Here is a 25,511-nt window from a genome sequence, read left to right as displayed (position 1 = left end):
TGCCCCAGACTAGAATCTGTTCTTGTTTCAGGCAAGGCTCGCGACGCCTTCCTTCTTGCTGGTCCGACTGCTACAAATAGAACAAGTTCTATACAACCGGCGGCGAGGTGAGCGGTGCGGATCGACGACACGGACGCCCAGCGTGAGCTGGCGGCCCAGCTCCGGGAGTACTTCGCCGAGCTGATGACGCCGGCCCGCCGGGAGAGCCTCGCCGCGGGCGGCGGCGAGTACGGCGATGGGTTGGCATACAAGGAGATCGTGCGCCGGCTGGGCAAGGACGGGTGGCTCGCGCTGGGCTGGCCGCGGGAGTACGGCGGACAGGCGCGCTCGATGCTCGACCAGCTCGTGTTCACCGACGAGGCGGCGGCCGCGGGCGTGCCCGTGCCGTTCCTGACGGTGAACACGATCGGGCCCACCATCATGCGCTACGGCACCGAAGACCAGAAGGCGTTCTACCTGCCGCGCATCGCCGCCGGCGAGCTGCACTTCTCCATCGGCTACTCCGAACCGGGCGCGGGTACGGACCTCGCGTCGCTGCGCACGCGCGCGGTGCGCGACGGCGACGAGTACGTGATCACCGGCCAGAAGATGTGGACCAGCCTCATCGAGTACGCCGACTACGTGTGGCTCGCCGCGCGCACCGACCCGGAGGCGCCCAAGCACAAGGGCCTGTCGATGCTCGTCGTGCCGACGTCGGCGCCCGGCTTCTCCTGGACGAAGGTCCACACGGTCGCGGGCCCCGGCACCAGCGCCACCTACTACGACGGGGTGCGCGTGCCCGTGACCGCGCGCGTCGCCGTCGAGAACGCGGGCTGGCCGCTGATCACCAACCAGCTCAACCACGAGCGTGTCGCACTGACCTCGGCCGCGCCGATGCGCACGGCCCTGCGCGACGTCATCGAGTGGGCGCGCACCGCCGTCACCCCCGAGGGCACGCCGCTGCTCGACGCCGAGTGGGTGCGGCTGAACCTCGCCCGCGTGCACACCCGCGCGGAGTACCTGAAGCTGCGCAACTGGCAGATCGCGTGGGCCGCGGCGCAACGCGAGCTCGGGCCGGCCGAGGCGTCGGCGACGAAGGTGTTCGGCACGGAGTCCGCGATCGAGGCCTACCGGCTGCTGATGGAGGTGCTCGGCGCGGCCGCCGTCGTCCGCGAGGGCTCGCCGGGCGCGGTCCTGGCCGGCCGCATCGAACGGCTGCACCGCTCCGCCCTCATCCTCACCTTCGGCGGCGGGACGAACGAGGTGCAGCGCGACATCGTCGCCGCGGCCGCGCTCGGCCAGCCCGTGACGCGTTAGGAGCACCGCCGTGGACTTCTCCCCCACCGAGGCGCAGCAGGACCTGGCCGCGCTGACCCGCCGCCTCCTCGCCGACCACGTGACGCCGGAAACGCTGGGACCGCACGGTTCCGGGGGCTTCGACGCGCCACTGTGGACGCGGTTGGCGCAGTCGGGTGTGCTCGACGCGGCCCTGCCCGCGGCCGTCGGTGGTGGCGGGTTCGGGTTGCTGGAACAGTGCTCGGTGCTGATCGAGGTCGGCCGGGCCGTGGCGCCGCTGCCGTATCTCTCCTCCGTGGTGCAGGCGGGCTCGGTGCTGGCCGAGCTGGGCCGGCCGGAGCTGGTGGAGCGCTGGCTCCTGCCGGTGTCACGCGGTTCCGCGGTGCTGGCGGTCGCGGGCGGTTTCACCGAGACCGGCGGACGGCTCAGTGGTACGCAGACCGCGGTGCCGTTCGCGGCGTTCGCCGACGCGGTGCTGGTCGAGACTCCCGGCGGGGTTTTCCTGGTGGAACGCGACGCCCCCGGCGTCTCCATCGCCGCGCAGCAGACGATCGACCACGCCGACGCGGGCCTGGTCCGGCTCGACGACGCCCCCGGCACGCCCCTCGGCGACGTCGGCCGAGCGTTGCGGCAACGCGGCGCGGTGGGGTTGTGCGCGCAGCAGCTGGGTGTCGTCGAGCGCGCCCTGAAGCTGACGGCGGCCCACACGCGTGAACGCGAGCAGTTCGGCCACGTCCTCGGCGGTTTCCAGGCCGTACGCCAGCGGCTCGCCGACGCGTACCTCGACGTCGAAGCCGTGCGGCTCACGCTGTGGCAGGCCGCGTGGCGCCTGTCCGAAGGCCTGCCCGCCGACGCCGAGATCGCCACCGCGAAGTACTGGGCCGCCGAAGCCGGCCACCGCGTCGCCCACACCGCGGTGCACCTGCACGGCGGCGTCGGCATCGACGTCTCCCACCCGCTGCACCGCTACTTCGCGGCGGCCAAACGCCTCGAGTTCACCGGCGGCGGCGCCACCGCGCAGCTGCTCACTCTGGGCGGGCTGCTGACAGCTTCGCCGGATCGGTGACCACGGTCAGCTCCGTGATCCGCCCGTCGACGACCGTGAACGCCAGCAGCGCCACCACCGTGCCGTCCTCGTCGAGGGACACGACACCGGGGCGCCCGGCCACGAGCACGTCCCGGCCCGTGGCGGCCAGGCCGCCGGACAACCGCGCGCCGCTCGCGACCTTGGTGGCGCCAAGGACCACGACCACGCCGTCCGGGGTTTCGGAGGTGAGCCGCACGTCGGGGTCGAGCACCCGCAGCAGCCCGGCGAAGTCGCCGTCGCGAGCCGCTGCCAGGAAGGCCCGGACCACCTCGCGCTGCTCTCGTCCGGCTGAGGGCCGCTCGGATTCCCGTACCTTCCGACGGGCACGGCTGGCGAGCATCTTCGCCGCGGCGGTCGACTTGCCGAGAATCTGGCCGATTTCCTCGAACGGCACCGCGAACAGGTCGTGCAGCACGAACGCCAGCCGCTCCCCCGGCCCGAGCGCGTCGAGCACCACCAGCAGCGCGAGCCCGACCGAATCGGCGAGCGCGACGTCGTCCTCGGGGCTGTCGAGCGCCACCACCCCCTCCGGCCGCCGGTCGTCACCCGGCGCCTGCGGCCGGCTCTGCCGCGCGCGCAGCACGTCGAGGCTGAGGCGGCCGACGACGGTGGTGAGCCAGCCCCCGAGGTTGTCGATGGCCGCGGCGTCCTGGCGCGACAAGCGCAGCCATGCCTCCTGCACCACGTCGTCGGCGTCGGCGTGCGAACCGAGCACGCGGTAGGCCACGGCGCGCAGCCGTTCGCGCTGGGCTTCGAACGCTTCCGCGATCGGGTCGGTCATGGTCGTTACCTTCCTCGTCACTGCTCCGTCATGCGAGATGACGGGCCCGACCGGGCCGAGGTAACCGCAGAAGGAGCACGGACATGACCACCACGACGAAATCCGCGGCGAGCACCGAGGTGATGACCGCGATCGGGCACCTGAACCGCGCGATCCACGCCGGCGGGGTCGACCCGCGGCTGCTGGGGCTGGTCCACCTGCGCGTGAGCCAGATCAACAGCTGCAGCCCCTGCGTGTATGCCGGGGTCGCGGCGGCGAAGAAGCACGGGGAGACCGACGAGCGGCTGCACAACGTCGCCGCCTGGCGCGACACGCCCTTCTTCAGCGACACGGAACGCGCGGCGCTCGCGCTGGCGGAGGCCGCGACCCGCCTGCAGGACGGCGCGGCGGGCGTCACGCCCGAGATCCGCGAAGCCGCGTCCATCCACTTCACCGCGGAGCAGCTGTCGGCGCTCACGCTGGAGATCGCGCTGACCAACTTCTTCAACCGCATCAACCGGACGAACGGGGAGCAGGCCGGCAAGACCTGGTGAGCTGTCAGTCCGACGGCGTGATGTGGCGCAACCGCCGCGGCCCGGTGTCCGGCCGGGTCGGCGGCGGGCCCAGCACCATGCGCGCGTTGGCCACGAAGGCGCCGTCGGGCGAGGCGAGGATCGGGTCGAGTGCCAAGGACCGGACCTCCGGGTTGTCCTCGGCCAGCGCGGCCACGCGCAGCACCATGTCCTGCAACGCCGCGAGGTCGGCGGGCTCGTCGCCGCGGTAGCCGGTGAGCAGGGGCGATGTGCGGGGCTCGCGGATGAGCGTGGCGGCGTCGACGTCGGTGACCGGCACCGCGCGGTAGGCGCGGTCGCCGAGCAGCGTGCTGACCAGACCCGAAAGGCCGAACGACACGAGCGTGCCGAACGACGGGTCGTCCTGCAGGCCGATCACGCACGAGATTCCCTTGGCGGCCATGCGTTGCACGTAGAGCTCGTTGTCGCCGGAGACCTCGCACAGGTCGCGGTAGGCCACGCGCACGGAGTCCTCCGAGGTGAGGTCCAGCCGCACGCCCGCCAGGTCGGGCCGGCCGCGCAGCCGCTCGTCCACGGCCTTGAGCGTGACGGGATAACCCAGCTCCGCGGCGGCCGCGACCGCACCGTCCACATCGGACACCACGCGGAACGGCACCACGTCGACGCCGTAGCAGCCGAGCAGCCGCACCACGTCGTCGTCGGACAGCATCGTGGAGTGGCCGTCGGCTTCGGCGAGCAGCTCGCGCACGATCGACTGCGCCTGCTCGACGTGCAGCCCGCCCGGGCGCACCAGTGTCCCCTGTGGACGCTGCCGCCACGCCGAATACCGCACCACGCGGGACAACGCGGTCACCGCGCGTTCCGGGCTCGGGTACGACGGGATCGAACCCCGGGTGGGCACACCGTCTTCGCTGAGCACGGCCAGCTCGTCGGGCACGCCCTCGGCCGCGAGGAACGTGGACACCACGGGTTTCGTGCGCTCGTGCTCCAGCACGGCTTCCTTCAGCGCCCGCGCGTACGCGGTGCCGGGAATGGCGACGGGCGGGGCGAACACGGCGATGAGCGCGTCGGTCTCCGGCGAATCAAGGGCTTCGCGCACGGCCGCGGCGAACGCGTCGGGCCCGGCCTGCGGGCCGATGTCCACCGGGTCGGCCGCGAGGTGCAGCCCCTGGGCCCGCGCGGTGTCGGCGGCGAGCAGCCCGATCGCGCTCGAGTTGCCGACGATCGCGATCCGCGGCCCGGCCGGCAGCGGCTGGTGCGCGAACACGAGCGCGGTGTCGAAGAGCTGCGCGAGCGACTCCACCCGCACCACGCCGGCCTGTTCGAACAGCGCCTGCACGCTCGCCTCGTCGACCTCCGCCGACGTCGCGGCCAGCTGCGGGCGCACGGCGTGGCGGCCCGACTTCACCGCGACGATCGGCTTGTTCCGCGCGAGCCGCCGCGCCAGCCGCGCGAACTTGCGCGGGTTGCCGAAGGACTCGAGGTAGAGCAGCACGAGGTCGGTCTCGGGGTCGGTTTCCCAGTACTGCAACAGATCGTTGCCCGAGACGTCCGCGCGGTTGCCGGCGGAGACGAAGGTGGACAGACCGAGGCCGCGCGAACCGGCGTCGGCCAGGATCGCCGTGCCGAGCGCGCCGGACTGGCAGAAGAACCCGGTGCGCCCACGGCGCGGCAGCTGCGGGGCGAGGGTGGCGTTGAGCCGCACGCCAGGCGCGGTGTTGAGCACGCCGAGCGCGTTCGGGCCCACCACGCGCATGCCGTGGGCGCGGGCCTCGCCGACGAGCCGCAGCTCGGCGTGCAGGCCGAGCGGGCCGGACTCGGCGAAGCCGCCGGAAACGATCACCAGCGTCTTCACGCCCTTGACGAGGCAGGCGTCGAGCACCGACTCGACGAGCTCGGCCGGAACCGCGACCAGCGCGAGGTCGACCGGGTCCGGAATGTCGAGCACCGACGCGTACGCGCGCACGCCGCGCACCGAGCGGTGCTCGGGGTTGACCGGGAAGACGGTGCCGGTGAAGTCGGCGGCGAGCAGGTTGCGGAAGGCGACGTGGCCGACCTTCGTGTGGTCGGCCGACGCGCCGATCACCGCGACCGACCGCGGGTGCAGCAGGTTGTGCACGCTGCGCGCCTCGGCCGCCTGCTCGCGCGAGCGCGCGACGGCCAGCGACTCCTCCGTCGGGTCGATGCTGAACTCCAGGTGCAGCACGCCTTCCTCGATGGCGCGGCTGACCTGGTAGCCGGCGTCGCGGAACACCCGCACCATCGGCGCGTTCTCGGCGAGGACCTCGGCGACGAACCGGCGCAGCCCGCACTCCGACGCGGCGGCGGCCAGGTGCTCCAGCAGGATCGAGCCGAGCCCGCGGCCCTGGTGCTTGTCGTCGACGACGAACGCGACCTCGGCCGAGGGGCCGCCGTCGAGCCGTTCGTAGCGCCCAACGGCCACGATGTCGTCGCCGAGCAGCGCGACGAACGCGACCCGGTCGTGGTGGTCCACAGTGGAGAACCGCTGCAGGTCGCGCGGCGGGATCCGCGGGTAGGCGCCGAAGTACCGCAGGTAGCGTGTGCGCTCGGAAAGCCTGCTGTGGAAGGCGACGAGACCGTCGGCGTCCGTGGGCACCACGGGCCGCAGGTGCACGGTGCCGCCGTCGGACAGGACGACGTCGGCCTCCCAGTCGCGGGGGTAGTCGTACGGGTCGCGCAGGCCGTTTCCGAGCGCCGGGTCTTCGGACATGGTCAGTCCCTGGGATCGTCCGGGTCGAGGCCGTGCAGTGGGAACACCGCGCGGCGGGTGTCGCGGATCGCGATGTCGACCGGGTCGTCGGCGGCGTCGCCCCACGGCTTGAACGCGGTGTCCTCGTCGTCGGTCATCGCGGGCGGGATCTCGGCGGTGGGCGCGGCCTTCGTGATCGCGGAGACCCAGCCGGGCGGCAGGGCCGTGTCCGGTGCGAAGTCGCGGTCGAGCACCGTGGCGATCAGGTGCGTCCACGAGCGCGGGACCACGCGGATCAGCTGGTACCCGCCGCCGCCGACGGCGAGCCAGCGCCCGCCGCTGTAGGTCTCGGCGAGGTCGCGCATCGTCGAGTAGATCGTGCGGTGGCCGTCGACCGAGAGCGACAGGTCGGCCAGCGGATCTTCCTCGTGCGAGTCGACGCCGCACTGCGTCACGAGGATCTGCGGCTCGAACTCGGCCAGCAGCGAGGGGACGACCGCGTTGAACGCCCGCAGCCAGCCGGGGTCCTTCGTCTGCGGCGGGAGCGGGATGTTGACCGACGTGCCGGCGGCCTTGCCGTTGCCGATCTCGGCGGCGTAGCCGGTGCCGGGCCAGAGCGTGAACGGGTGCTGGTGCACGGAAACGGTGAGCACGCGCGGGTCGTCGTAGAAGGCGGTCTGGACGCCGTCGCCGTGGTGCACGTCGGTGTCGAGGTAGGCGATGCGGTCGAAACCGTGGTCGAGCAGCCAGGAGATGGCGATGGCGCAGTCGTTGTACACGCAGAAGCCGGACGCGTAGTCGCGCATCGCGTGGTGCAGCCCGCCCGCGATGTTGACCGCTCGCTTCACCTCACCGTCGGCGATCTTGCGCGCCGCCAGCAGCGTCGAGCCGACCACCAGCGCCGACGCGTCGTGCATCCCGCTGAACACCGGGTTGTCCGACGTGCCCAGCCCATGGCCGACGTCCCAGCCGACGAGCGGCGCCTCCCGCACGGCCGCCAGGTACTCGGGCGCGTGGATGCGCAGCAGCTCCTCGTCGCCGGCCGCGGTGGGCACGAGCAGCTCGACGTCGTTCAGGACGCCGAGCTCCGTGGCCAGCCGGATCGTGAGCTCCAGGCGGACGGGGTTGAACGGATGCTCCCCGCCCAGGTCGTATCCCAGCAGCGCGGCATCCCAGACGACAGCAGGCGAGGACATGTACCGCACTGTACTGGGCTCGGCGCGCCCGAGCCGGGTTCGGCTGCGGCGCCTTGTTGTTCGGTCGCGCGGTGGTTGGGGCGCGCGGTGGTTCGGGGCGCGCGGTGGTTCGGGGCTCGCGGTGGTTCAGCCGCGTTCGGGGCCGGTGGCGGCGGGGCGTTCGGGGTCGCGTGACCAGTGCGACCAGGAACCGGTGTACAGCGCCGCCGGCTCGGGGTGTCCCGCGACCTCCAGGGCGAGCACGACCGACGACGCCGTGACGCCGGAGCCGCAGTAGGCGCCGACGGGGGTGCCTTCGGTCAGGCCCAGGCCGGCGAAGCGCGCGGCCAGGTCGGCGGGCGAGCGCCAGCGGCCGTCTTCGCCCACGTGCTCGCCCGACGGCGCGCTGATCGCCCCGGGGATGTGGCCGGCGCGCGGGTCGACCGGCTCGGTCTCGCCGGTGTAGCGCGCGTGGGCGCGGGCGTCGAACAGCACGCCTTCACGGGCGCGGGCGGCGGCTTCGTCGGCCGTGAGCACCGGCATACCGCCTGGGCGCACCTCGAAGTCGCCGGGTTCGGGGGCGGGCGCGTCGGTGGTCGTCTCGCGGCCTTCCGCGAGCCACGCTGCGTAACCGCCGTCGAGCACCGCCACGTCGGTGTGCCCGGCCCAGCGCAGCAGCCACCAGGCCCGCGCGGCGACGGAGCCGTCGGCGTCGTCGTACACGATCACCGGGCGCCCGGCGCTCACGCCGGCTTCGCGCAGGTCACGCTGCAGATCGGCGGGGTCGGGCAGGGGGTGGCGGCCGCCTTCGCCGGGCGGCGCGGCGAGCGCGGTGTCGAGGTCGACGAACACCGCCCCGGGCACGTGGCCCTCGCGGTAGGACTCGGCGGCGGGCGGCCCGGCCAGGCGCCAGCGGACGTCCAGCACCACGGGGCGCCGCGCCTCGGACTGGGCGGCGAGCTCGGCGGGGGTGATCAACGGTCCCATGCGTCCCATCCTGCAGGTCCGGGCGCCTCGCGCGCACCCGGGCCGGACTTTTCAGCTTGCCTGGCTTGTTATGTCGGCGCGTGCCGTCGCTGTCGGGGCCAACGACTACGATGAGCTACGCGGACGAAGGGGACAGCGTGAACGATCTCATCGACACCACCGAGATGTACTTGCGTACCATCTACGAGCTCGAAGAAGAGGGTGTCGTCCCGCTGCGGGCACGGATCGCGGAACGCCTGCAGCAGAGCGGGCCGACCGTGAGCCAGACCGTGGCCAGGATGGAACGCGACGGGCTGGTGGTCGTGGCCGACGACCGGCACCTGCAGCTGACCGACCACGGGCGTGAGCTGGCCATCGCCGTCATGCGCAAGCACCGTCTCGCCGAGCGCCTCCTCGTCGACGTCATCGGGCTCGAGTGGGAGCACGTGCACACCGAGGCGTGCCGCTGGGAACACGTGATGAGCGAGGCCGTCGAGCGCAAGCTGGTCAAGCTGCTCGACCACCCGACCACCTCGCCCTACGGCAACCCGATCCCGGGCCTCGACAAGCTGGGCGACGGCGACCCCGCCCCGCCCGCCGAATCCGACCTCGTGCGCCTCGACGAGTTCGCCCGCACCGGCGGCGGCGACGTCGTGGTGCGGCGCATCGCCGAGCACGTGCAGCTCGACGAGTCGCTGCTCACCGAGCTCAAGTCCGTCGGCATCGTGCCCGGCGGCCGCGTCACGGTCGGCAAGGCCAACGGCGGCACCGTGACCATCGAGGTCACCGGCAGCGACTCCTCGGCCCAGGTCTCCACCTCGGCGCTGCACGCCGTGCTGGCGCAGGCCAGGTGAGCCCCGCCGAAGACGCCGCCGCCGCGTTCCACCGGATCCACGGCCGCGCCCCGGCCGGGGTCTGGTCCGCTCCCGGCCGGGTGAACCTGATCGGTGAGCACACCGACTACAACGACGGCTTCGTGCTGCCCTTCGCCCTCCCCCACCGTCTCGCCGTGGCGGCCACGCCGCGTGACGACGGCAAGCTCAACGTCGCCACCCTCGGCGACGACGGCCAGCTCCAGTACTCCGACCTCCTCGACATCGCTTCCCTCGAACCGGGTTCGGTCGAGGGCTGGGCCGCCTACCCCGCGGGCGTCGCCTGGGTGCTGCGCGACCACGGCCACGCCGCGGGCGCCGACCTGGTCATCGCCGGCGACGTCCCCTCCGGCGCCGGCCTGTCCTCGTCCCACGCCCTCGAGTGCGCCGTCACGCTCGCGCTGCTCGGCCTCGCCGGCGTCGAGCTCGACGCCGAGCTGCCCGGCACCCCGACCCGCCCCGAGATCGCCCGCTGGGTGCAGCGCTCCGAGAACGACTTCGTCGGCGCCCCCACCGGCCTGCTGGACCAGACGGCGTCCTTGTGCTGCCAGGACTCCTGCGTGCTGTTCCTCGACGTCCGCTCGGGCGAGATGGAGCAGGTGCCCTTCCCGCTCGCCGAGGCCGGCGTCCGCGTGCTGATCATCGACACACGCACCAAGCACTCCCACGCCGAAGGCGGCTACGGCGAACGCCGCCGCGGCACCGAGCGCGCCGCCGAGCTGCTGGGCGTCAAGGCCCTGCGCGACGTCACCCTGTCCGGGCTCGACGCCGCCCTGGCCCAGCTGCCCGCCGACCTCGCGCCGCTCGTGCGCCACGTGGTCACCGAGAACCAGCGCGTGCTCGACGTCGTGGCCCTGCTCCACCAGGACCGGCTCACCGACATCGGCCCGCACCTGGACGCCTCCCACGCCAGCATGCGCGACGACTACCGCATCTCCACCTCCGAACTCGACCTCGCCGTCGACTCCGCCCGCTCCGCCGGCGCCCTCGGCGCCCGCATGACCGGCGGCGGCTTCGGCGGCTCCGCCATCGCCCTGGTCCGCGACGCCGACCTGGAACACGTCCGCGCGGCCGTCGAGCGGGCCTTCGAAGCCGCCGGCCTTCGCCGCCCGCGCACCTTCACCGCGGTCCCTTCCCGCGGCGCTGGTCGCGACACCGTCTGACGCGGTCTCGGGTTCGGGGGCTTTCGGCTTCGGGCGCTTTCGGCTGCGGCGCTGTCGGCTTCGGGCGCTGTCGGCTTCGGGCGCCGTCGGCTGCCGTGCTGTCGGCTGCGGTGCGATTGGCTGCGGCATTTTGGCTGTGGCACTGCCCTCGGGACTCTGATCCCGGGGGCAGCGTCGTGTCCGGGGCTCGCGCGTTCGCCATCCGGCCGGACCGGCCGCGGCAACCCCCGGGCGGCCGGGTGCGGCGCGGTGAGGGGAGACTGTGGCGCACAGTCACCGCCCACACCAGAAAGGCCACACCGTGACGGACCCGCAGAGCCCCCTGAAACTGATCGTCACGGGTGGCGCCGGTTATGTGGGCAGCGTGTGCGCCGCGCGGCTCATCGAGGCCGGTCACCAGGTCACGGTCGTGGACGACCTGTCCACCGGGCACGCCGACGCCGTGCACCCCGACGCGCGCTTCATCGAGGGCGACGCCGCAGCCGTGGCCGCCGACGTCCTCGCCGAGGGCTTCGACGGCGTGCTGCACTTCGCCGCGAAGTCGCTCGTCGGCGAGTCGATGACGGACCCGGCGAAGTACTGGGAAGGCAACGTCGTCACCTCCCTGCGCCTGCTGGAGGCCATGAAGGCCCACGGCACGCCGCGCCTGGTGTTCTCCTCCACCGCGGCCACGTACGGCGAGCCCGAGTCGTCGCCGATCCCGGAGACCGCGCCGACGCAGCCGACCAACACCTACGGCGCGTCCAAGCTCGCGATCGACCACGCCATCACGAGCTTCGCCCGCGCCCACGGCATCGCCGCGGTGAGCCTGCGCTACTTCAACGTCGCCGGCGCCTACCACACCTTCGGCGAGCGCCACACCACCGAAACCCACCTCATCCCCCTCGTGCTCCAGGTCGCCACCGGCGACCGCGCCCACATCTCCATCTACGGCGACGACTACCCGACGCCCGACCACACGGCTGTCCGCGACTACATCCACGTCGTCGACCTCGCGGACGCCCACCAGCTCGCACTGCGCCACGCGACGCCCGGCGAGCACCGCATCTACAACCTCGGCAGCGGCACCGGCTTCTCCGTGCTGGAGGTCGTCGAGTCCTGCCGCCGCGTGACCGGCCACCCGATCCCGGCGGAGGTCGCCCCCCGCCGCGCCGGCGACCCGTCGGTCCTCGTGGCCTCCAGCGAAAAGGCCGGCCGCGAACTCGGCTGGAAACCCGAACGCACCGACCTCGACGGCATCGTCTCCGACGCCTGGGCGTTCACGCAGTTGCGCCGCTCCTGACCGATCTCCCTTCCGGCGGGTCCGGGCTCCTGGCGAGCCTGGGCCCGCCGGACGCGTTTTCCCTGCCGGGTCACCACGTTCGCGAGTCCATACCGAGCTCCGGCACGAACATGCCCGGCGAGCTTCCGCTCCTGGTCGCCGCGACCGCCGCTCGCGGCTCCGCCTGCCGAAAGCGACGCCCACCAACCCGCCGGCTGCCCTGGTCACGGCCGACCGGGCTGCGGCAGCAGGCCGCGGGATGCGGCCCGGCAAGCATCGGCCCTGGTCGCAACGACCGCCGCCCGCGACTCCCCCGCCCGCGAGCAACGCCGTCGAACCATCAGTCGCCCGAGCCGCCGCTGACCGACCCGCGAGAGCGAGCCGCAGGCCGCGGGCCGCAGGCCGCGGGCCGCGGGCCGCGGGCCGCGGGCCGCGGGCCGCCAAGCTTCGGCCCTGGTCGCAACGACCACCGCCCACGGCTCCACCGCCCGCGAGCAACGCCGTCGAACCATCAGTCGCCCGAGCCGCCGCTGACCGAGCCGCGAGAGCGGGCCGCGGGCCGACCGCATCCGAGCCGCCGAGGGAGGCCGAATCCGTGGGGAACGTGGCGGCCTCACTGTCACGGCCCGAGGTCGGGCGGCGGATCGTCCACACTCAACTCCGGCAACGACAGCCCCAGGTCCACGGCGTTCGGCAGCGAAGCCAGCCCGGCGAGCCTCGCCGGGTCCGTACCGATGTTCCAGGCCGCGTGCAGGAGCTGGGCCAGGACGTGGTCGGGGCAGGCGTCCAGGGCGTTGGCCAGGGCCATACCCGCGAGAGCGCCCTCGCTTCGCATGAGGGCGGCGTAGGCGACGAGGGAGGCGGCGTCCGCGCGGTGGGGCGCGGGCAGTTCGCGCACGAGCTCCAGCCACAGGCTCATCGCGGCCACGGCGACGGGCGACTCCGGCGGGACCGCCGTGGCCAGGCAGGCGTCGCGGACCTTCGGGACGCGCAGGGCGTGGGCGAGGCGCACCGCCTGGTCGTCCGACGGCGGGCCTTCCGCCCGGCGGTGGCGGAAGAACGCCGCGCGCACCTCGGCGGCCGCCGCGAGCACGTCGTCGGGATCCCCCGGTGGGGCGGCACGGGAGAGCAGGGCACGCCGCCGCACCAAAGCCGTGGGAGACCGGGGCTCCATCAGCGCCAAGACGTCGTCGCGGCTGGGGAAGGAGACGAAGCCGGCGTTGGTGAGAGTGGCGGCCACCACCGTGTCGCGAGGATCCGGCAAGAGGCCGCCGCAAGTGGGTTCGCGGTAGCACGCCCACGGTGCCCCGGCGGCGATCTCCGGTGTCCACAGTGGATGCAGCACGGGCAGCTCGTACTCCTTGAGCGCCCGCACGAGTTCCCCGGCGAACTCGGCGTGGGGCGGCTCGCCGTCGGGACCGGCCCGGCCGCCGACGATCACCACGGTGACGCCCGTGTGATCGTCCACGCGGAACCGCGGCGCGAGCGCATCCGCTTGCTCCGCAATGAGATCACGCGGCGGCAGGTCCGCGCGCAGGATCAGGCCGATCCGCGTGCCGGGCGGGCGGTGCCCGAGCAACACGACGGATTCGGCCGGTTTGAAGCCGAGCAGGTACGGGAGCGCCGCGATGAGCTGCGCCGGGTCGGTGAGCAGGACCCGGGCCGTGCCGGGTGGGGTCGAGGTGGTCACGCACTCCACTGTGCGGCGGAAAACCGGCTGCGGAAGGTCGTCACCGAAATCTGTGGACAGCTGCAGGCGGTTGTGGAAAACCCGGCCCAGCCGCGCGGGCCGGACCGGGTTCGTGTCGGTGCCGTGTGCTAGGCGCTCAGCCGCAGTGCTCGAACGCGCTCGTGTAGGTGTCCGAACCCACCGAACCGCCCCACTTCACGCAGGTGGCGCCCGCGGTCTTCTTCACCGGCCCCGCGTAGTAGGTGAAGTTGCCGGAGTCGGTCGTGCGCGCCTGGCCCTGCACTTCGAGGAACGCCGACGTCGGGCTCGCGGTCCCCAGCGAAACCGCCTTGAGCGTCGTCACGCAGTTGGCCTTCGTCGACGCGTTGTACAGCAGGTACGCGGTGCCGGACGAGCCCAGCCCCTGCTGGTCGATCACCGAGAACCCGGACCCGCACACCTCCGTGGCGGAGTAGGGGTTGCCGCCGCAGTTGTTCTTGCTCGTGAAGTCCTTCTTGCCGTAGTAGACGGCCGCGACACCGTTGAGCACGGCCTTTTGCGTTACGCCGTTGAGGTTCTCCTCGAAGTGCAGGTGCGGTCCCGTCACGCCGCCGGTCGCGCCCGCCTTGCCGATTTCGGCGCCCCCGCTCACCTTCTGGCCCACTGAGACCTCTTGCGCGGACAGGTGTGCGTAGCGGGTCCGCCAGCCGCCGCCGTGGTCGAGCTCGATCCAGCGGCCGTAGCTGGTGCTGCCCTCGTTCTCGACGCGCGTGACCGTGCCGGCCACCGACGCGACCACGGGCATCCCGGTGATGCCCGACTTCTGGAAGTCGACTGAGTTGGCGGGGTTGTGCCCGCTGAACGTCGCGGCCGTCACGGTGACCCCGCACTTGAACGGCACCTGGAAGTTCGGCGCGGCGGACGCGGGCGCCTGGGCGGCGAACGTGAGACCGAGCGCGGGCAACACCGCGGCAGCGGCGAACACGGCGAGCCGTCGCAACCTGGACATGGTGCGTACCTCCTGTTTCGCGTGGATGACGGGAACCAGGAAAGCGGCGCGAAGTACATTTTGCGTACATGCCGGGCAAACCACCTGGTAGCACCCGGTGTCCCGACGGCGAACAGCGCCACGGCAGCGGCATTGTCACGATCAGACAATGCGGTCATCGGCGCCGTAACGGAACATCCGCGCCCGCAGACTTCCGTCGATGAATGAACCACCATTCCCGAGCCGGAAAAGAGCGAGCTCATGAAGGCATCGACGAGAATCGCCCTAGCTTCCCTCTTCGTCGCCCTGGCGACGGCAGGCTGCGGCGCCGGCCCGGCCGGGGCCTGGTGGAGCCCGGCGCTCGGCGGCACCGTGAGCGCCGACTCCGACCACGTCACGATCTCCGGCACCATGGACGTGACCTGCACCAGCGGGTACGGCTGCGGTGGCTACTCCGACGTCTCGGACGGCACCCAGGCCACCCTCGTCGACGAGTCCGGCAAGACCGTTGCCGTCACGAACCTCCACCAGGCGAGCCCGGGCTCGACGACGTTCACGCGGTCCTACGTGTTCACCTTCGTCGACGTGCCGGAAGCCCAGCGCTACGGCTTCCACGCAGGAAATCTCAACCGAGGCGTCATCTGGGCCTCGCTGAACGACGCGCGGAACAACGGTTTCCACCTCAGCCTCGGCAGCTGAAGGCCTTCGCGTCCGCCCGCCGGAGCCGGTGGTCCTCCCGTACATTCTCCCTACAAGCATCGGGGAGGGACATGGCCACCACGACCACCGGGAACCGCTGGCGGGTCGGCGCGCCCGATTGGGTGCGGTGGGGGTTCGTGGCGTTTCCGTTGATCATCTCGATCCCGTATCTCGCGGGGTGGTGGGCGTGGGTCCTGTTCGGGGTGACGCTGGTGGCGTCGGCGCCGTTGCTGCCGGTGGCGGTGGAGTCGAGGCCGGCGTGGGTGTTGCCGGCGGCGATGCCGGTGGTGGTCGCGGCGTCGGGGGCGCTGTGGGTGCTCGATCCCAACAGCTGGATGTCCGTGGCGATGTTCAGCACGACGTTCTACACGCTGCGGGCGTTCGGCCGGGCGCTGGGCGCGGTGGTGCTGGTGTCGAGCGCCGGCGCGATCGTCGCGTGGGCCGTGGTGCACCGGCTCGACTGGCTGAACGCGCTGGCGCTGTTCGCGATCCTGGTCGTGATGATGCTGCTCGCCGCGAGCCGGCGCGACCGGGCGGCGCGGCTGGAGCAGACGGAGCTCGCGCTGGCCCGCGCGCAGACCGCCACCGAGGAGCACGCTCGCGCCGCGGCGCTGGCCGAACGCGCGCGCATCGCCCGTGAGGTCCACGACGTCCTCGCCCACTCCCTGGCCGGCCTCGCGCTCAACCTGCAGGGCGCCCGGCTGATGCTCGTGCGCGACGGCGCCAGCCCCGAAGCCGTCGCCCAGATCGAACGCGCCCAGAAGCTGGCCTCCGACGGGCTGTCCGAGGCCCGCAAGGCGGTCGCCGCGTTGCGGGAGGACGCGGTGCCCGCGCAGCGCGCCGTGGCCGACCTGCTCGCCGGCTACCGCCTGGACACGGGCGCGCGGGCCGACCTCGTCGTGGAGGGCGAGCCGCGCGACCTCGACGCCAGCGTGACCACCGCGCTCGTCCGCGCCGTGCAGGAGGCGCTGTCGAACACGCGCAAGCACGCGCCGGGAGCCGAGGTGGACGTCACGCTCGCCTTCGCGGAGTCGCACGTCGAGCTGACGGTGCTCGACCGCCAGGGCCGCCGTCCGCCGGACGCGCCCGCGGCGGGATACGGTTTGCGCGGCATGGCCGAGCGGGTCGCGCTGCTCGAAGGAAAGCTGGACAGCGGGCCGGGAGAGGACGGATGGCGGATTCACCTGACGGTGCCGGCGTGAACCTGCGCGTGGTGCTGGCCGACGACCAGGCCGTGGTGCGCGAGGGCCTCGTGACGCTGCTGGGACTGCTGCCCGGCGTCGAGGTGGTCGGCGCGGCCGCCGACGGCGACGCCGCGCTGGAGCTCGTCGCCGAGCACCACCCGGACGTGCTGCTCGTCGACCTGCGCATGCCCCGCCGCGACGGCGTCTCCACGACCGAGGCCGTCCGCGAGCGCTACCCCGCCACGGAGGTCGTGGTCCTCACCACCTACACCGACGACGAGTCCCTGCTCGGCGCCCTGCGCGCCGGCGCCCGCGGCTTCCTCACGAAAGACGCCGACGCCGAGGCCATCGCGCGGGCGCTGCGATCCGCCGCGGCCGGCCAGTCCACAGTGGACGGCGAGCTGCAGCGCCGCCTCGTCGACGCCGCCACGCGCCGGGCCCCCGTGCGCGTGGCCGAGGTCGAGGGCTTGACCGCGCGTGAGATCGAGGTGCTGCGCCTCATCGCGGCGGGCCTGTCGAACACGGAGATCGCGCGGGAGCTGGTGGTCAGCGAGGCCACGGTCAAGACGCACGTGAACCACCTGTTCTCGAAGGCGGGCCTGCGGGACCGGGCGCAGGCCGTCGCGTTCGCCTATCGAGCGGGGATCGCGGACTAGCGCGAGGCCTCGACGTACCGGAGGCAGCGGTGGCCGCTCTCCACCGTTCGAACAACCGCGGCCCGCCAAACGTGCCGCCGCACCTTCCTCACCAGCGCGTGCGCGGTCGTGACCATCCAGTGCCGTCTATCAGGTTCACACGCTTCATCCGAAGACTTTTTTTGTCTTGACAACTCAAACCGTCGGTCGACAGGATGGACGCACCACCACAGGAGAGGAACCGACACTCATGGACCACGTCACCTCAGCCGACGGCACCCGCATCGCCTACGACAAGCAGGGGCAAGGGCCCGCAGTCGTGCTCGTGGCGGGCGCGTTCAGCTACCGCCGCTTCCCCGGGCTGCTCGAACTCTCCACACTGCTGTCCGAGCACTTCACGGTCTACAACTACGACCGCCGCGGCCGCGGGGACAGCGACGACAAACAGCCGCACACCACCGGAAGAGAGGTCGAGGACCTCGCGGCGATCGTCCAGGCCGCCGGCGGTGAGGCGACCGCGTGGGGCCTGTCGTCGGGCGCCGTCCTCGCACTCCACGCGGCCAGGGCCGGCGTCGGTTTGACCAGGCTCGCGCTCTACGAACCGCCGTTCGTGACCACCGAGGCCGGCCACCCGCCGCACGACTTCGCCGAGCACCTCACATCCCTGATCTCCCAAGGAAAACGCGGCGAAGCCGTCAAGTACTTCATGACCCGGGGCATGGGCGCCCCCGGCTTCGTGATCCCGATGATGCGGATCATGCCCGGCGTCTGGAAGCGCCTCACGTCGGTCGCCCACACGCTGCCGTACGACGCGGCCCTCCTCGAAGGCCACCTGAACGGCGAAGCGCTCACCGACTTCAGCACCGTCGGCCTGCCCACGCTCGTCCTCAGCGGCGGCAAGAGCGCGAAAAGCCTGCAGCAGGCGGCGAAAGACCTCGCCGACGCACTCCCCCAGGCCCGGCACCGCACGCTGGACGGCCAGAACCACAACGTCTCGATGAAGGTCCTGGCTCCCGTCGTCGCGGAGTTCCTCAGAAGCCCAGCGCCGGCTTCCCGCCGGTGACCGGCAGGGTCAGCGACGTGCGGGTGAGGTCCAGGGACAGCCCCGCTCCGGGGCGCGGCCGCAGGGTGTAGTCGTGGTCGCTGGAGGCCACCAGGAGCTCCAGGCGGTGGCCGGTGGCCAGCACGTAGTCCTTCGGCATCAGGGAAACCCCGATGCGGTACGAAGTCCCGGGCACGATCGGCGAGGTCACCGCGGGCGAAACCCGGTTCTGCGGATCGGTCCAGCCACGCGTGATCACGAAGGACTTGCCGTCCGGGGAGCGGTCCAGCAATGCCACCGTCACGTTGGCGGCGGGCCGGTCGAACGACAGCTGCAGGTCGGCTCGCGCGGTGCCCGACAGGCGCAGCGGCGACTTCACCGCGGGAGTCCCGTACAGCAGGCGGTTGCCCGACGAAGTGGCGTCGGCGAGTTGCTGCACGGTCTTCGACGCGTCGTCGGCCAGGACCTCCACCGTGGGGCGGCCGGGCACGGCGACCGCGGAGAGCGTGCCCTTCGAGCGGCCGCCCGGCCACGGGTGGACCCGCACGTCGCGAGTGCCGGGCGCCGGCCAGTCGGCCTCGTCGACCCACGACTTGTCCTCGCGCTGGATCGTCGCCTTCGGTTCGCGCTCGATGCCGTTGTCGAGACCGTAGAGGTAGTGCGACAGCCACTTGTTCAACGTCGTCAGCCACACGTCGCGGCGCAGCGAGATCGGGTCCGCGTGGCCCGACTGGTGCAGCCAGATCTTGTGCTCGACCCCGTGCGCCTTCAGGGCTTCGTACCACGAAGCGACCTGGTCGGTCTTCACGTTCCAGTCGTTCAGACCGTGCACCGCGAGCACGGACGCGTGCACCTTGCCGACGTCGTTGCGGTAGTTGCGCACGTCCCAGAACGGGCCGTAGTCCCCCGTCACCCGGTCCTGGTCGGCGGTGAGGCCGTCGATCACCGGACGGCAGATCTGCCGGTCGGCGCGGGTGTAGACGTACTCGGCCAGCACGTCGGTGTCCTCGCCCTGGAAACCGCCGGCGGCGACGACCGCGCCGTCGTTGCGGTAGTACTCGTACCAGTTCGAGATCGCGGCGATCGGCACGATCGTCTCGAGGCCCTCGACGCCGGTGCTCGCGACGGCGTTGGGCAGGGTTCCGTTGTAGGACACGCCCATCATGCCCGTGTGCCCGGTGCTCCAGCTCGCGCTCACGGGCGCGCCGGCCTGGTCGCGGGCCGGGGCGCGGCCGTTGAGCCAGTCGACCACCGAGCGCGCGCCGACGGTCTCGTTCACGTCCCCGGTCGTCGGGCAGCCCGTGGACAGGCCGGTGCCCAGGGACTCCCCGTACACCACGGCGAACCCGCGCGCGGTGAAGTAGTCCTGGTAGCTCCAGCGGATCGGCGGCGCCGCGTGCGGGCCGACCCCGGCGGCCGCGACACGCGAGGAGTCCGGCACCGACAGCTCCACGTCCACGTTGTGGTTCGCGACGTCGTTGCCACCCGCGAAGTACGGGCTCGCCTCGTACACCACCGGCACCTTCATCCCGGCGTCCGTCGCGCGGGGCCGCACCACCTGGGCGTGGACGAGGTCGTCCTGCCCGTCGTGGTCGCTGTCCACCGGTGCGGTGACCCAGACGTCCTCGCGCACCACGTCGGCCGGGTCGAACACCGGCTGCGCCTGCCCGTCGGAGAACACCGGCGCGGGTGGCGGATCCGCCTGCGCCTCCCCCGTTCCGAGCGGAAGCACGAGCACAGCGGCGAGCACGGACGCGATCCGAGCAGCTCCCACCAGAACCCCCAAGCCGGACGAAGCGGGCGATCACCCCCGACACTTCCGGCAACCGCGGCCGCCGTCAACCGACTAACGTCGGGGTCATGGATGCTCCGATCGTCGCCGTGACCGTCTACCCGCAGCACGCGCGGATCACCCGCCGCGGCCGGGCGAACCTGGCCGAGGGCACCCGCGTGCGGATCACCGGCCTGCCGCTGGCGCTCGACGCGGAATCGGTGCGCGTCACGGGAACCGGCGCCGCGCTGATCACCGGCGTCGACGTCGGTTACGAGCAGCACGCCGGCCCCGCCGACCCCGCGCTCAGCGCGCTCGTCGAGCAGCGCCGCACCGACCAGGCCGCGATCGACGCCGTGGCCGACGACGAAGCGGCCGAAGCGGCGAAGGTGGAGTTGCTGAGCGGCGTGGCGAAGCGCAGCGGGGCGAGCTTCGCGAAGGCACTGGCGTCGGGCGTCGCGGGCCCGACGCGCGTCGAGGAGGTCACCGAAGCGCTGGGCGGCCAGCTCGCCGCCGCGTTGCGCACCCGCCGGGCGCTCACCGAACGCCTCGAGCGGATGCGCGAGGACCTCGCGGCGTTGGAGCGCCGGATCGCGACCCACAGTGCGCAGTCCGAACAGGACAGTGCCGGCGTCACCGTCGATCTCGAACCGCAGGAAGACGCGGGAGAGATCGAAGTCGAACTGTCCTATGTGGTCCCCGGCGCCAGCTGGGAGCCCGGTTACGACGTGCGTGTGCGCGACACCGACGTCACCGTGACGTCCTTCGGCCTGGTCAGCCAGCACACCGGCGAGGACTGGCCGGAGTGCGAGCTCGCCCTGTCGACCGCGCGCCCCGCGAGCACCGTCGTGGTGCCCGAGCTCGACCCGTGGTTCCTCGACCGCGTGCAGCCCGCCCCACCGGCGCGGCCGATGGCCGCGTTCGCCGCGGCCGCACCCGGCAGCGCCGCCGTGCGGGACAAGGCGGTTTCCTTGCGCCGCATGGCCCCGGTGTTCGCCGAGGCCGAGCAGGGCACCACCGCGGTCACCTACCGGCCGTCACACCCGGTCGCCATCCCGTCGGGCTCGCAGGGCCACCGGACCACGCTGGCGCAGCTCGACCTCACGGCCGAGCTGGGCTACGTGACCGCGCCCGTGCAGGCGACGGAGGCCTACCTGCGCGCGACCGTCGTGAACACCGGTGAGCACACGCTGCGCGCCGGACGCGCGTCCGTCTTCCACGACACCGAGTTCGTCGGCACGACCCGGCTCGACCTGTGGGCCCCGGGCGAAGAGATCGAGCTGGCCCTCGGTGTGGACGACCGCATCCGCGTGGAACGCGACCTCGTGCGGCGCACGGCGAGCAAGGCCACGCTGTCGGGCCAACGCCGCCGGGAAGCGGAATACCGCACCACGGTGACCAACCACAGCCCGCGCGAAGCCGTGGTCACGGTGCTCGACCAGGCGCCCGTCTCCCGCGACGAAGCCATCACGGTGCGGGACGTGCGCGCGACTCCCGACCCGGTGGAGACCACCGACCTCGGCGAGTTCACGTGGCGGCTCACGCTCGCGCCCGGTGCGACCGGGACGGTCACGCTCGCCTACCGCGTGGACGTCGCCAAGGGGGTGGAGCTCAGCGGCTGGCGGGAATGACCGTCAACCCTGCGCGATGTAGGCCTCGAGCTGCTCCTGGCTCTGCTCGAGCTGCTCGATCCGGGACTTGACCACGTCGCCGATGCTGACGATGCCGGCGAGGCGGCCGTCTTCGAGCACGGGCACGTGCCGGATCCGGCGTTCGGTCATCAGCACGCTCAGCTCGTCGACCGAGTCGTCGGGACCGGCGCTGGCCACCAGTTTCGTCATGATGTCCGCGACCGGACCGTCGAGGACCGTCGGGCCGTGGTCGTTGAGCCGGCGCACGACGTCGCGTTCGGACACGATCCCCGCGATGGCGCCTTCGGGTGTCACCACCACCATGGCACCGACGTTGTGGCGGGCGAGCCCGGCGAGCAGTTCGGTCACCGTGGTCCCCGGAGCCACCGTGGCGACAGCGGCGCCTTTGGTCCGGAGCAGATCCGCGATCCGCATGGTGTTCCCCTCTCCTCGTCGAGTTGGGTCACACCAGGTTAGGGCCCGGGTGCCGAGTGCGAAAGTCCGGCGAGCCGCGTTCACCCGTGGTATGGAGTGCTCACCCCAGCCGCTCGGCCAGGCCTTCCAGCGCGGCGCGAATACCGGCTGCGTAGTCGTCCTCGCCCAGCGCGTCGAGCTTTTCCCGGGCCGCCGAGAGATGCCGGCGCGCGGCGTCGAGGTCGCCGAGCTTGCGGTAGTCCTCACCGAGGTTGAGGTGCAGCGACGGGTAGAAGCCGCGCACGGCGAGCGTCGAGTGGTACTGCTGCGCGCGTTCGTCGGTGAGGGAGTCGGCGGCGGCGAGGGCACGGAGGTCCCACTCCAGCTCTTCGGCGGGCTCGTCGCAGACGTCGGCGAGGTGGTGGGCCAGCGCGCAGCGGTGCAGCGGGTCGCCGTCCTCGCCGATCTCCTGCCACAGCGCGAGGAACGTCTCGCGCGCGCCCGCGCGGTCGCCGGCGATGTGCTTGCGCAGGCCCGCGTCGATCGCCACCATCACGTCGTCGGTCATCGCACTCCCTCGTCGAACACCCGGCGCAGCCGGGCCAGTCCCGGTTCGATGGCCTCGGCCGCGATCGCACCGTAGCCGAACAGCAATCCGTGGCAGGGCCGGGTCATCGAGAAGTCGCCGAGGGACATCAGGCGCACGCCGGCGTCGCGCGCGGAGCGGGCCACCAGCCGCAGATCGCGGTCGGCCGAAGCGCCCAGATGCAGCCCGGCGGCCGCGGGGACCGGGTCGAGCACGTCGCCGAACTCGCTGCGCAGACCGTCGACGAGCAGGTCGTGGCGTGCGCGGTAGATCTTGCGCATCCGCCGGATGTGGCGCGCGAAGCCGCCTTCGTCGATGAAGTCGGCCAGCACGGCCTGTTCGAGCGCGGGCGTGTGCCAGTCGGCGAGGTACTTCGCCTTCGCGAGCGCGCCGACGAGGGATGGCGGTGCGGCCAGGAACCCGACCCGCAACGCCGGTGAGAGCACCTTCGACATCGAGCCCACGTACACCACGCGGCCGCGGGAATCCAGGCTGTGCAATGGTTCCAGCGGGCGTCCGGTGTAGCGGAACTCGCTGTCGTAGTCGTCCTCGATGATCACCGCACCCGTGCGCTCGGCCCAGTCGAGCAGTTCCTGCCGCCGCGCCAACGACATCGCGACGCCGAGCGGGCACTGGTGCGAAGGCGTCACGTAGACAACCCGCGTGCCGGCCGGGATCGCCTCGACGACGATCCCCTCGGCGTCCACCGGCACGCCCGCGACGCGCATGCCGAGGGTGTCGAGCAGCAATCGCGGCGGCGGGTAGCCGGGATCCTCCACGGCCACGAGGTCACCGGCCTGCAGCAGGACGCGCGCGACGAGGTCCACGGTCTGCTGGACTCCCGTCGTGACAACGATGTCCTCCGGCCGCACGCGCACGTTGCGCGAGACCCCGAGGTGGCGCGCGAGCCCCTCGCGCAGCCGCGGATCGCCCTGCGGCGCGCCGTACATGAGCAGATCGGCCTGCGACGCGCGCAGCCGCTGCGTCATCAGGCGGCGCCAGGTGTCGAACGGGAACAGCCGCACGTCGGGCACGCCGGCGCGGAAGTCGTACTCCGCCACGGGCCCGAAGGAACGCGGCGGGGCCGGCACCGCCGTCCATTCCGGACGCGGGCGCACCCCGTCCCGTGACGGCTCGGCCGCCGGCTCGGCCGGCCACGGCGCGGCACCCGACCGGACGAACGTGCCCGCGCCGGGGCGGGCGTTGAGGAACCCCTCGGCGGCGAGGCGTTCGTAGGCCGCGCTGACGGTGGTGCGCGAGACGGTGAGCCGCTGGGCCAGCTCGCGCGTCGGCGGCAGGGCGTCCCCGTCGCGGATCCGGCCGTCGAGCACGGCCTCGCGGATCTGGCGGTAGATCTCGTCGCGGTGGCCTCGGCGGCCGGTCAGGTCGATGTGCAGGTCCACGTCGCCAGCCTAGATTGGTCCACCGGAGTTCGGCTGGTTTTGGACCTTCAACTGGTCCGCTGCGGCGGTTAGCGTCCGGGTATGACCACGTTCGAACTCGACCGCCAGTCTCTGCTCGTCCTCGACAAAATCGTGGCCGGAGCCACTGACCAGGACCTTTCCCGGCCCACCCCCTGCGCCGGCTGGACGCTCGCCGACCTGCTGCGTCACCAGGTCAGTGAAAACCACGCCTTCGCCGAAGCGCTGCGCCGCGGCGAAGCGGCCGACTGGGACGCCGGCCGCCTCGGCGAAGACGCGTACGCCTCCTACGCCGCTTCGGTCGACGACTTCCTCGCCGCGTACGGCGAGGAGGGTGCGATGCGCCGCCAGGTGAAGATCCACGAGATCGGCCCGTTCACCGCCGAGATCGCCGCGGCCATGCACCTCGTCGACACCGTCGTGCACGGCTGGGACCTCGCGAAGACCTTCGGCGTGGCCTACGAGCCCGTGCCGGAAGCGGTGGCCGCCGCCCTCGGTTTCGCCGCCATGGTGCCCACCGACCCGGCCGAACGCGCAGTGAGCGGCGCGTTCGGCGCGCTGGTCGAGGTGCCCGAGGGTGCCGGCGAGCTCGACCGGCTGATCGGGCTGCTCGGCCGTGACCCCGGGTGGAAGCTCAGCTGACCTCGTCGGCCGGCGCCGACCACGTGTTGCACGAGGCCGTGTTCTGGCCCGTGAACCCGGCCTTCGCCCAGGCCAGCTGGTTCACGCGGCTGCCGTGGTCTTCGCTGTCGTCGGCGCGGCCGTAGTCGGCGACGGCCGCGTTGGCCGTGGCCCGGCTGATCGAGCCACGCCCCTCCGCGGCGGCGATGAACAGCGCGCCGAAGCAGTTGGCCTGCAGCTCGATGCGCCGCACCAGCGCGAGGTCGGCGGGGCTGTTCTGGTCCGGCGAGCTCATGCGGTCGGCCGCCGCGGTCAGGATGCCGCTCTCGCTCTGCACGTGGTGGCCGTACTCGTGCGCGATGGTCGCGAGGTGGCGCCAGCGGTTCTGGCCGGCGTCCGCGAGCATCCAGTCGGTCGGGGCGTAGATCGTGGTGTCGCCGCCGCAGTAGTAGGCCACGGCCTGTTCCTTCGACGGCGCCGCGCCGCACGCGCTCACCTTCGGCAGCGTCACGGACACGGCGACCTTCACGCTCGGCTCGTCCGCACGGTCGAGGGCCGGGCGCCACGCCTGTTCCAGGCAGCCGGTGAGCGCCTCGTAGAACGCCGACAGCTCGGGCCCAGTGTCCCCCAGCTGCGGCAGCTCGCACGACACCGCGCCGAGCTTGACGCCGTTCGCCAGGATGGGGTTGTTCTCCAGCTCGGGCACCGAGTGGGGGTCGGCGCGGGCTCCGTCGGAGCGGTGCACGGAGGTCGGCACGGCGATCGCGTGACCGGACAGCTCGTGCGGGACCACGGCCACGACCCCGGCCGTGGCGACCAGGATCACGAGCGCGATGACTCCGCCGACGACCCCGCCGTTGCGGCGGCGCGGCGGACCATACGAAACCGGTGCCCACGGATTCACGGCGGGTGGCCGGGCCGCCATCGGCGGCGGTGGCGGCGGCCCGGCCGGCTCCCTCGGCGGCACCCCGCCCGCGTTTTCGCTCAACTACGTTCCCCCTGTCACCAGCGCGCTCCAGCATACGGAGCACCCGGCCGGACGGGATCA

The 25,511-nt window shown here is 72.5% G+C and carries 23 protein-coding genes; 12 read left to right on the top strand and 11 right to left on the bottom strand.

The features are described from left to right. The first annotated feature begins 114 nt into the window (after positions 1–114). Positions 115–1,296, top strand: coding sequence for an acyl-CoA dehydrogenase family protein (locus tag ACFY1H_RS44075; RefSeq protein WP_386956047.1), 1,182 nt, complete (start codon positions 115–117; stop codon positions 1,294–1,296). 10 nt (positions 1,297–1,306) lie between these two features. Then, entirely contained in the window at positions 1,307–2,341 is a 1,035-nt protein-coding gene (locus ACFY1H_RS44070) for an acyl-CoA dehydrogenase family protein (protein ID WP_386956046.1), read from the top strand. Here the strand turns inward: ACFY1H_RS44070 and ACFY1H_RS44065 are convergent. Beyond that, positions 2,301–3,143 carry a sigma-70 family RNA polymerase sigma factor gene (locus tag ACFY1H_RS44065; protein WP_386956045.1) on the bottom strand — a complete coding sequence of 281 codons (843 nt, stop codon included), beginning with the start codon at positions 3,141–3,143 and terminating at the stop codon, positions 2,301–2,303. The two genes, ACFY1H_RS44070 and ACFY1H_RS44065, sit on opposite strands and share 41 nt — an antisense overlap. A gap of 83 nt (positions 3,144–3,226) precedes the next feature. Between ACFY1H_RS44065 and ACFY1H_RS44060 the strand changes: the two genes are divergently transcribed. Then, positions 3,227–3,676, top strand: coding sequence for a carboxymuconolactone decarboxylase family protein (locus ACFY1H_RS44060; RefSeq protein ID WP_386956044.1), 450 nt, complete (start codon positions 3,227–3,229; stop codon positions 3,674–3,676). Between the two features lie 4 nt (positions 3,677–3,680). Here the strand turns inward: ACFY1H_RS44060 and ACFY1H_RS44055 are convergent, their stop codons facing one another. The 3 genes from ACFY1H_RS44055 to ACFY1H_RS44045 all read right to left on the bottom strand — a co-directional run bounded on the left by ACFY1H_RS44055 (position 3,681) and on the right by ACFY1H_RS44045 (position 8,527). Then, positions 3,681–6,386: a GNAT family N-acetyltransferase gene (locus ACFY1H_RS44055; RefSeq protein ID WP_366583802.1), complete on the bottom strand. Its 2,706-nt coding sequence runs from the start codon at positions 6,384–6,386 to the stop codon at positions 3,681–3,683. A gap of 2 nt (positions 6,387–6,388) precedes the next feature. Next, on the bottom strand, positions 6,389–7,561 hold the full coding sequence (locus tag ACFY1H_RS44050; protein WP_386956043.1) for an acetoin utilization protein AcuC: 1,173 nt from the start codon (positions 7,559–7,561) through the stop codon (positions 6,389–6,391). A 126-nt stretch (positions 7,562–7,687) separates the two neighbouring features. Then, positions 7,688–8,527: a sulfurtransferase gene (locus tag ACFY1H_RS44045; protein ID WP_366583800.1), complete on the bottom strand. Its 840-nt coding sequence runs from the start codon at positions 8,525–8,527 to the stop codon at positions 7,688–7,690. Positions 8,528–8,637: 110 nt separating this feature from the next. Between ACFY1H_RS44045 and ACFY1H_RS44040 the strand changes: the two genes are divergently transcribed. The 3 genes from ACFY1H_RS44040 (at position 8,638) to galE (ending at position 11,823) form a co-directional block, all read left to right on the top strand. Next, complete coding sequence (locus ACFY1H_RS44040; RefSeq protein ID WP_304504291.1) at positions 8,638–9,360, top strand: metal-dependent transcriptional regulator; 723 nt, start codon at positions 8,638–8,640, stop codon at positions 9,358–9,360. Further along, complete coding sequence (gene galK, locus ACFY1H_RS44035; protein ID WP_386956042.1) at positions 9,357–10,541, top strand: galactokinase; 1,185 nt, start codon at positions 9,357–9,359, stop codon at positions 10,539–10,541. The genes ACFY1H_RS44040 and galK overlap by 4 nt, the downstream gene beginning before the upstream one ends. 301 nt (positions 10,542–10,842) lie before the next feature. Then, positions 10,843–11,823: a UDP-glucose 4-epimerase GalE gene (gene galE, locus ACFY1H_RS44030; RefSeq protein ID WP_386956041.1), complete on the top strand. Its 981-nt coding sequence runs from the start codon at positions 10,843–10,845 to the stop codon at positions 11,821–11,823. Positions 11,824–12,421: 598 nt separating this feature from the next. On the opposite strand, the gene ACFY1H_RS44025 is transcribed toward galE, so the two are convergent. Both ACFY1H_RS44025 and ACFY1H_RS44020 read right to left on the bottom strand, forming a co-directional pair. After that, a complete protein-coding gene (locus tag ACFY1H_RS44025) occupies positions 12,422–13,492 on the bottom strand; it encodes a DUF4192 domain-containing protein (RefSeq protein ID WP_366583797.1) in 1,071 nt (356 codons plus the stop codon). A 136-nt stretch (positions 13,493–13,628) separates the two neighbouring features. Continuing rightward, a complete protein-coding gene (locus ACFY1H_RS44020; RefSeq protein WP_366583796.1) occupies positions 13,629–14,480 on the bottom strand; it encodes a M23 family metallopeptidase in 852 nt (283 codons plus the stop codon). A 240-nt stretch (positions 14,481–14,720) separates the two neighbouring features. Here ACFY1H_RS44020 and ACFY1H_RS44015 point away from each other — a divergent pair, with 240 nt between their 5' ends. From ACFY1H_RS44015 to ACFY1H_RS44000, 4 genes are all read left to right on the top strand, one after another. Continuing rightward, on the top strand, positions 14,721–15,158 hold the full coding sequence (locus tag ACFY1H_RS44015; RefSeq protein WP_386956040.1) for a hypothetical protein: 438 nt from the start codon (positions 14,721–14,723) through the stop codon (positions 15,156–15,158). A 71-nt stretch (positions 15,159–15,229) separates the two neighbouring features. Next, positions 15,230–16,360: a histidine kinase gene (locus ACFY1H_RS44010; RefSeq protein ID WP_366583794.1), complete on the top strand. Its 1,131-nt coding sequence runs from the start codon at positions 15,230–15,232 to the stop codon at positions 16,358–16,360. Continuing rightward, a complete protein-coding gene (locus ACFY1H_RS44005; RefSeq protein WP_366583834.1) occupies positions 16,357–16,998 on the top strand; it encodes a response regulator transcription factor in 642 nt (213 codons plus the stop codon). The genes ACFY1H_RS44010 and ACFY1H_RS44005 overlap by 4 nt, the downstream gene beginning before the upstream one ends. Positions 16,999–17,227: 229 nt before the next feature. Next, positions 17,228–18,040, top strand: coding sequence for an alpha/beta fold hydrolase (locus ACFY1H_RS44000; RefSeq protein ID WP_386956039.1), 813 nt, complete (start codon positions 17,228–17,230; stop codon positions 18,038–18,040). Here the strand turns inward: ACFY1H_RS44000 and ACFY1H_RS43995 are convergent. After that, positions 18,009–19,793: a Xaa-Pro dipeptidyl-peptidase gene (locus tag ACFY1H_RS43995; RefSeq protein ID WP_386956038.1), complete on the bottom strand. Its 1,785-nt coding sequence runs from the start codon at positions 19,791–19,793 to the stop codon at positions 18,009–18,011. The genes ACFY1H_RS44000 and ACFY1H_RS43995 overlap by 32 nt on opposite strands. Before the next feature lie 86 nt (positions 19,794–19,879). Between ACFY1H_RS43995 and ACFY1H_RS43990 the strand changes: the two genes are divergently transcribed. Next, positions 19,880–21,421 carry a DUF4139 domain-containing protein gene (locus ACFY1H_RS43990; RefSeq protein WP_386956037.1) on the top strand — a complete coding sequence of 514 codons (1,542 nt, stop codon included), beginning with the start codon at positions 19,880–19,882 and terminating at the stop codon, positions 21,419–21,421. Between the two features lie 3 nt (positions 21,422–21,424). Here the strand turns inward: ACFY1H_RS43990 and ACFY1H_RS43985 are convergent, their stop codons facing one another. From ACFY1H_RS43985 to ACFY1H_RS43975, 3 genes are all read right to left on the bottom strand, one after another. Next, on the bottom strand, positions 21,425–21,856 hold the full coding sequence (locus ACFY1H_RS43985) for a CBS domain-containing protein (protein ID WP_386956036.1): 432 nt from the start codon (positions 21,854–21,856) through the stop codon (positions 21,425–21,427). Between the two features lie 100 nt (positions 21,857–21,956). Beyond that, positions 21,957–22,403 (bottom strand): hypothetical protein, encoded by a 447-nt coding sequence (locus ACFY1H_RS43980; RefSeq protein ID WP_386956035.1) that lies wholly within the window; start codon positions 22,401–22,403, stop codon positions 21,957–21,959. Further along, positions 22,400–23,824, bottom strand: coding sequence for a PLP-dependent aminotransferase family protein (locus tag ACFY1H_RS43975; protein WP_366583788.1), 1,425 nt, complete (start codon positions 23,822–23,824; stop codon positions 22,400–22,402). Before ACFY1H_RS43975 ends, ACFY1H_RS43980 begins: the two co-directional genes overlap by 4 nt. An 81-nt stretch (positions 23,825–23,905) precedes the next feature. Here ACFY1H_RS43975 and ACFY1H_RS43970 point away from each other — a divergent pair, with 81 nt between their 5' ends. Next, positions 23,906–24,484: a TIGR03086 family metal-binding protein gene (locus tag ACFY1H_RS43970; RefSeq protein ID WP_386956034.1), complete on the top strand. Its 579-nt coding sequence runs from the start codon at positions 23,906–23,908 to the stop codon at positions 24,482–24,484. Here the strand turns inward: ACFY1H_RS43970 and ACFY1H_RS43965 are convergent. Further along, positions 24,477–25,388 (bottom strand): neutral zinc metallopeptidase, encoded by a 912-nt coding sequence (locus ACFY1H_RS43965; protein ID WP_386956085.1) that lies wholly within the window; start codon positions 25,386–25,388, stop codon positions 24,477–24,479. The genes ACFY1H_RS43970 and ACFY1H_RS43965 overlap by 8 nt on opposite strands. Positions 25,389–25,511: the final 123 nt, after the last annotated feature.

Origin of the sequence: Amycolatopsis sp. NPDC001319, assembly GCF_042896185.1 — a bacterium.
Lineage (GTDB): Bacteria > Actinomycetota > Actinomycetes > Mycobacteriales > Pseudonocardiaceae > Amycolatopsis.
The sequence above is the reverse complement of the archived record's forward strand: the minus strand, read 5'-3'. Positions and strand labels throughout refer to the sequence as shown.

What these genes read in the sequence shown, in the direction of transcription:
- ACFY1H_RS44060 (WP_386956044.1), top strand. Translation starts at nt 3,227, where the DNA reads ATGACCACCACGACGAAATCCGCGGCGAGCACCGAGGTGATGACCGCG.
- ACFY1H_RS44015 (WP_386956040.1), top strand. Translation starts at nt 14,721, where the DNA reads ATGAAGGCATCGACGAGAATCGCCCTAGCTTCCCTCTTCGTCGCCCTG.
- ACFY1H_RS44040 (WP_304504291.1), top strand. Translation starts at nt 8,638, where the DNA reads ATGAGCTACGCGGACGAAGGGGACAGCGTGAACGATCTCATCGACACC.
- ACFY1H_RS43985 (WP_386956036.1), bottom strand. Translation starts at nt 21,856, where the DNA reads ATGCGGATCGCGGATCTGCTCCGGACCAAAGGCGCCGCTGTCGCCACG.
- ACFY1H_RS44065 (WP_386956045.1), bottom strand. Translation starts at nt 3,143, where the DNA reads ATGACCGACCCGATCGCGGAAGCGTTCGAAGCCCAGCGCGAACGGCTG.
- ACFY1H_RS43965 (WP_386956085.1), bottom strand. Translation starts at nt 25,388, where the DNA reads ATGGCGGCCCGGCCACCCGCCGTGAATCCGTGGGCACCGGTTTCGTAT.
- ACFY1H_RS44000 (WP_386956039.1), top strand. Translation starts at nt 17,228, where the DNA reads ATGGACCACGTCACCTCAGCCGACGGCACCCGCATCGCCTACGACAAG.
- ACFY1H_RS44045 (WP_366583800.1), bottom strand. Translation starts at nt 8,527, where the DNA reads ATGGGACCGTTGATCACCCCCGCCGAGCTCGCCGCCCAGTCCGAGGCG.
- ACFY1H_RS44050 (WP_386956043.1), bottom strand. Translation starts at nt 7,561, where the DNA reads ATGTCCTCGCCTGCTGTCGTCTGGGATGCCGCGCTGCTGGGATACGAC.
- ACFY1H_RS43970 (WP_386956034.1), top strand. Translation starts at nt 23,906, where the DNA reads ATGACCACGTTCGAACTCGACCGCCAGTCTCTGCTCGTCCTCGACAAA.
- ACFY1H_RS44020 (WP_366583796.1), bottom strand. Translation starts at nt 14,480, where the DNA reads ATGTCCAGGTTGCGACGGCTCGCCGTGTTCGCCGCTGCCGCGGTGTTG.
- ACFY1H_RS43990 (WP_386956037.1), top strand. Translation starts at nt 19,880, where the DNA reads ATGGATGCTCCGATCGTCGCCGTGACCGTCTACCCGCAGCACGCGCGG.
- ACFY1H_RS43980 (WP_386956035.1), bottom strand. Translation starts at nt 22,403, where the DNA reads ATGACCGACGACGTGATGGTGGCGATCGACGCGGGCCTGCGCAAGCAC.
- ACFY1H_RS44010 (WP_366583794.1), top strand. Translation starts at nt 15,230, where the DNA reads ATGGCCACCACGACCACCGGGAACCGCTGGCGGGTCGGCGCGCCCGAT.
- ACFY1H_RS44055 (WP_366583802.1), bottom strand. Translation starts at nt 6,386, where the DNA reads ATGTCCGAAGACCCGGCGCTCGGAAACGGCCTGCGCGACCCGTACGAC.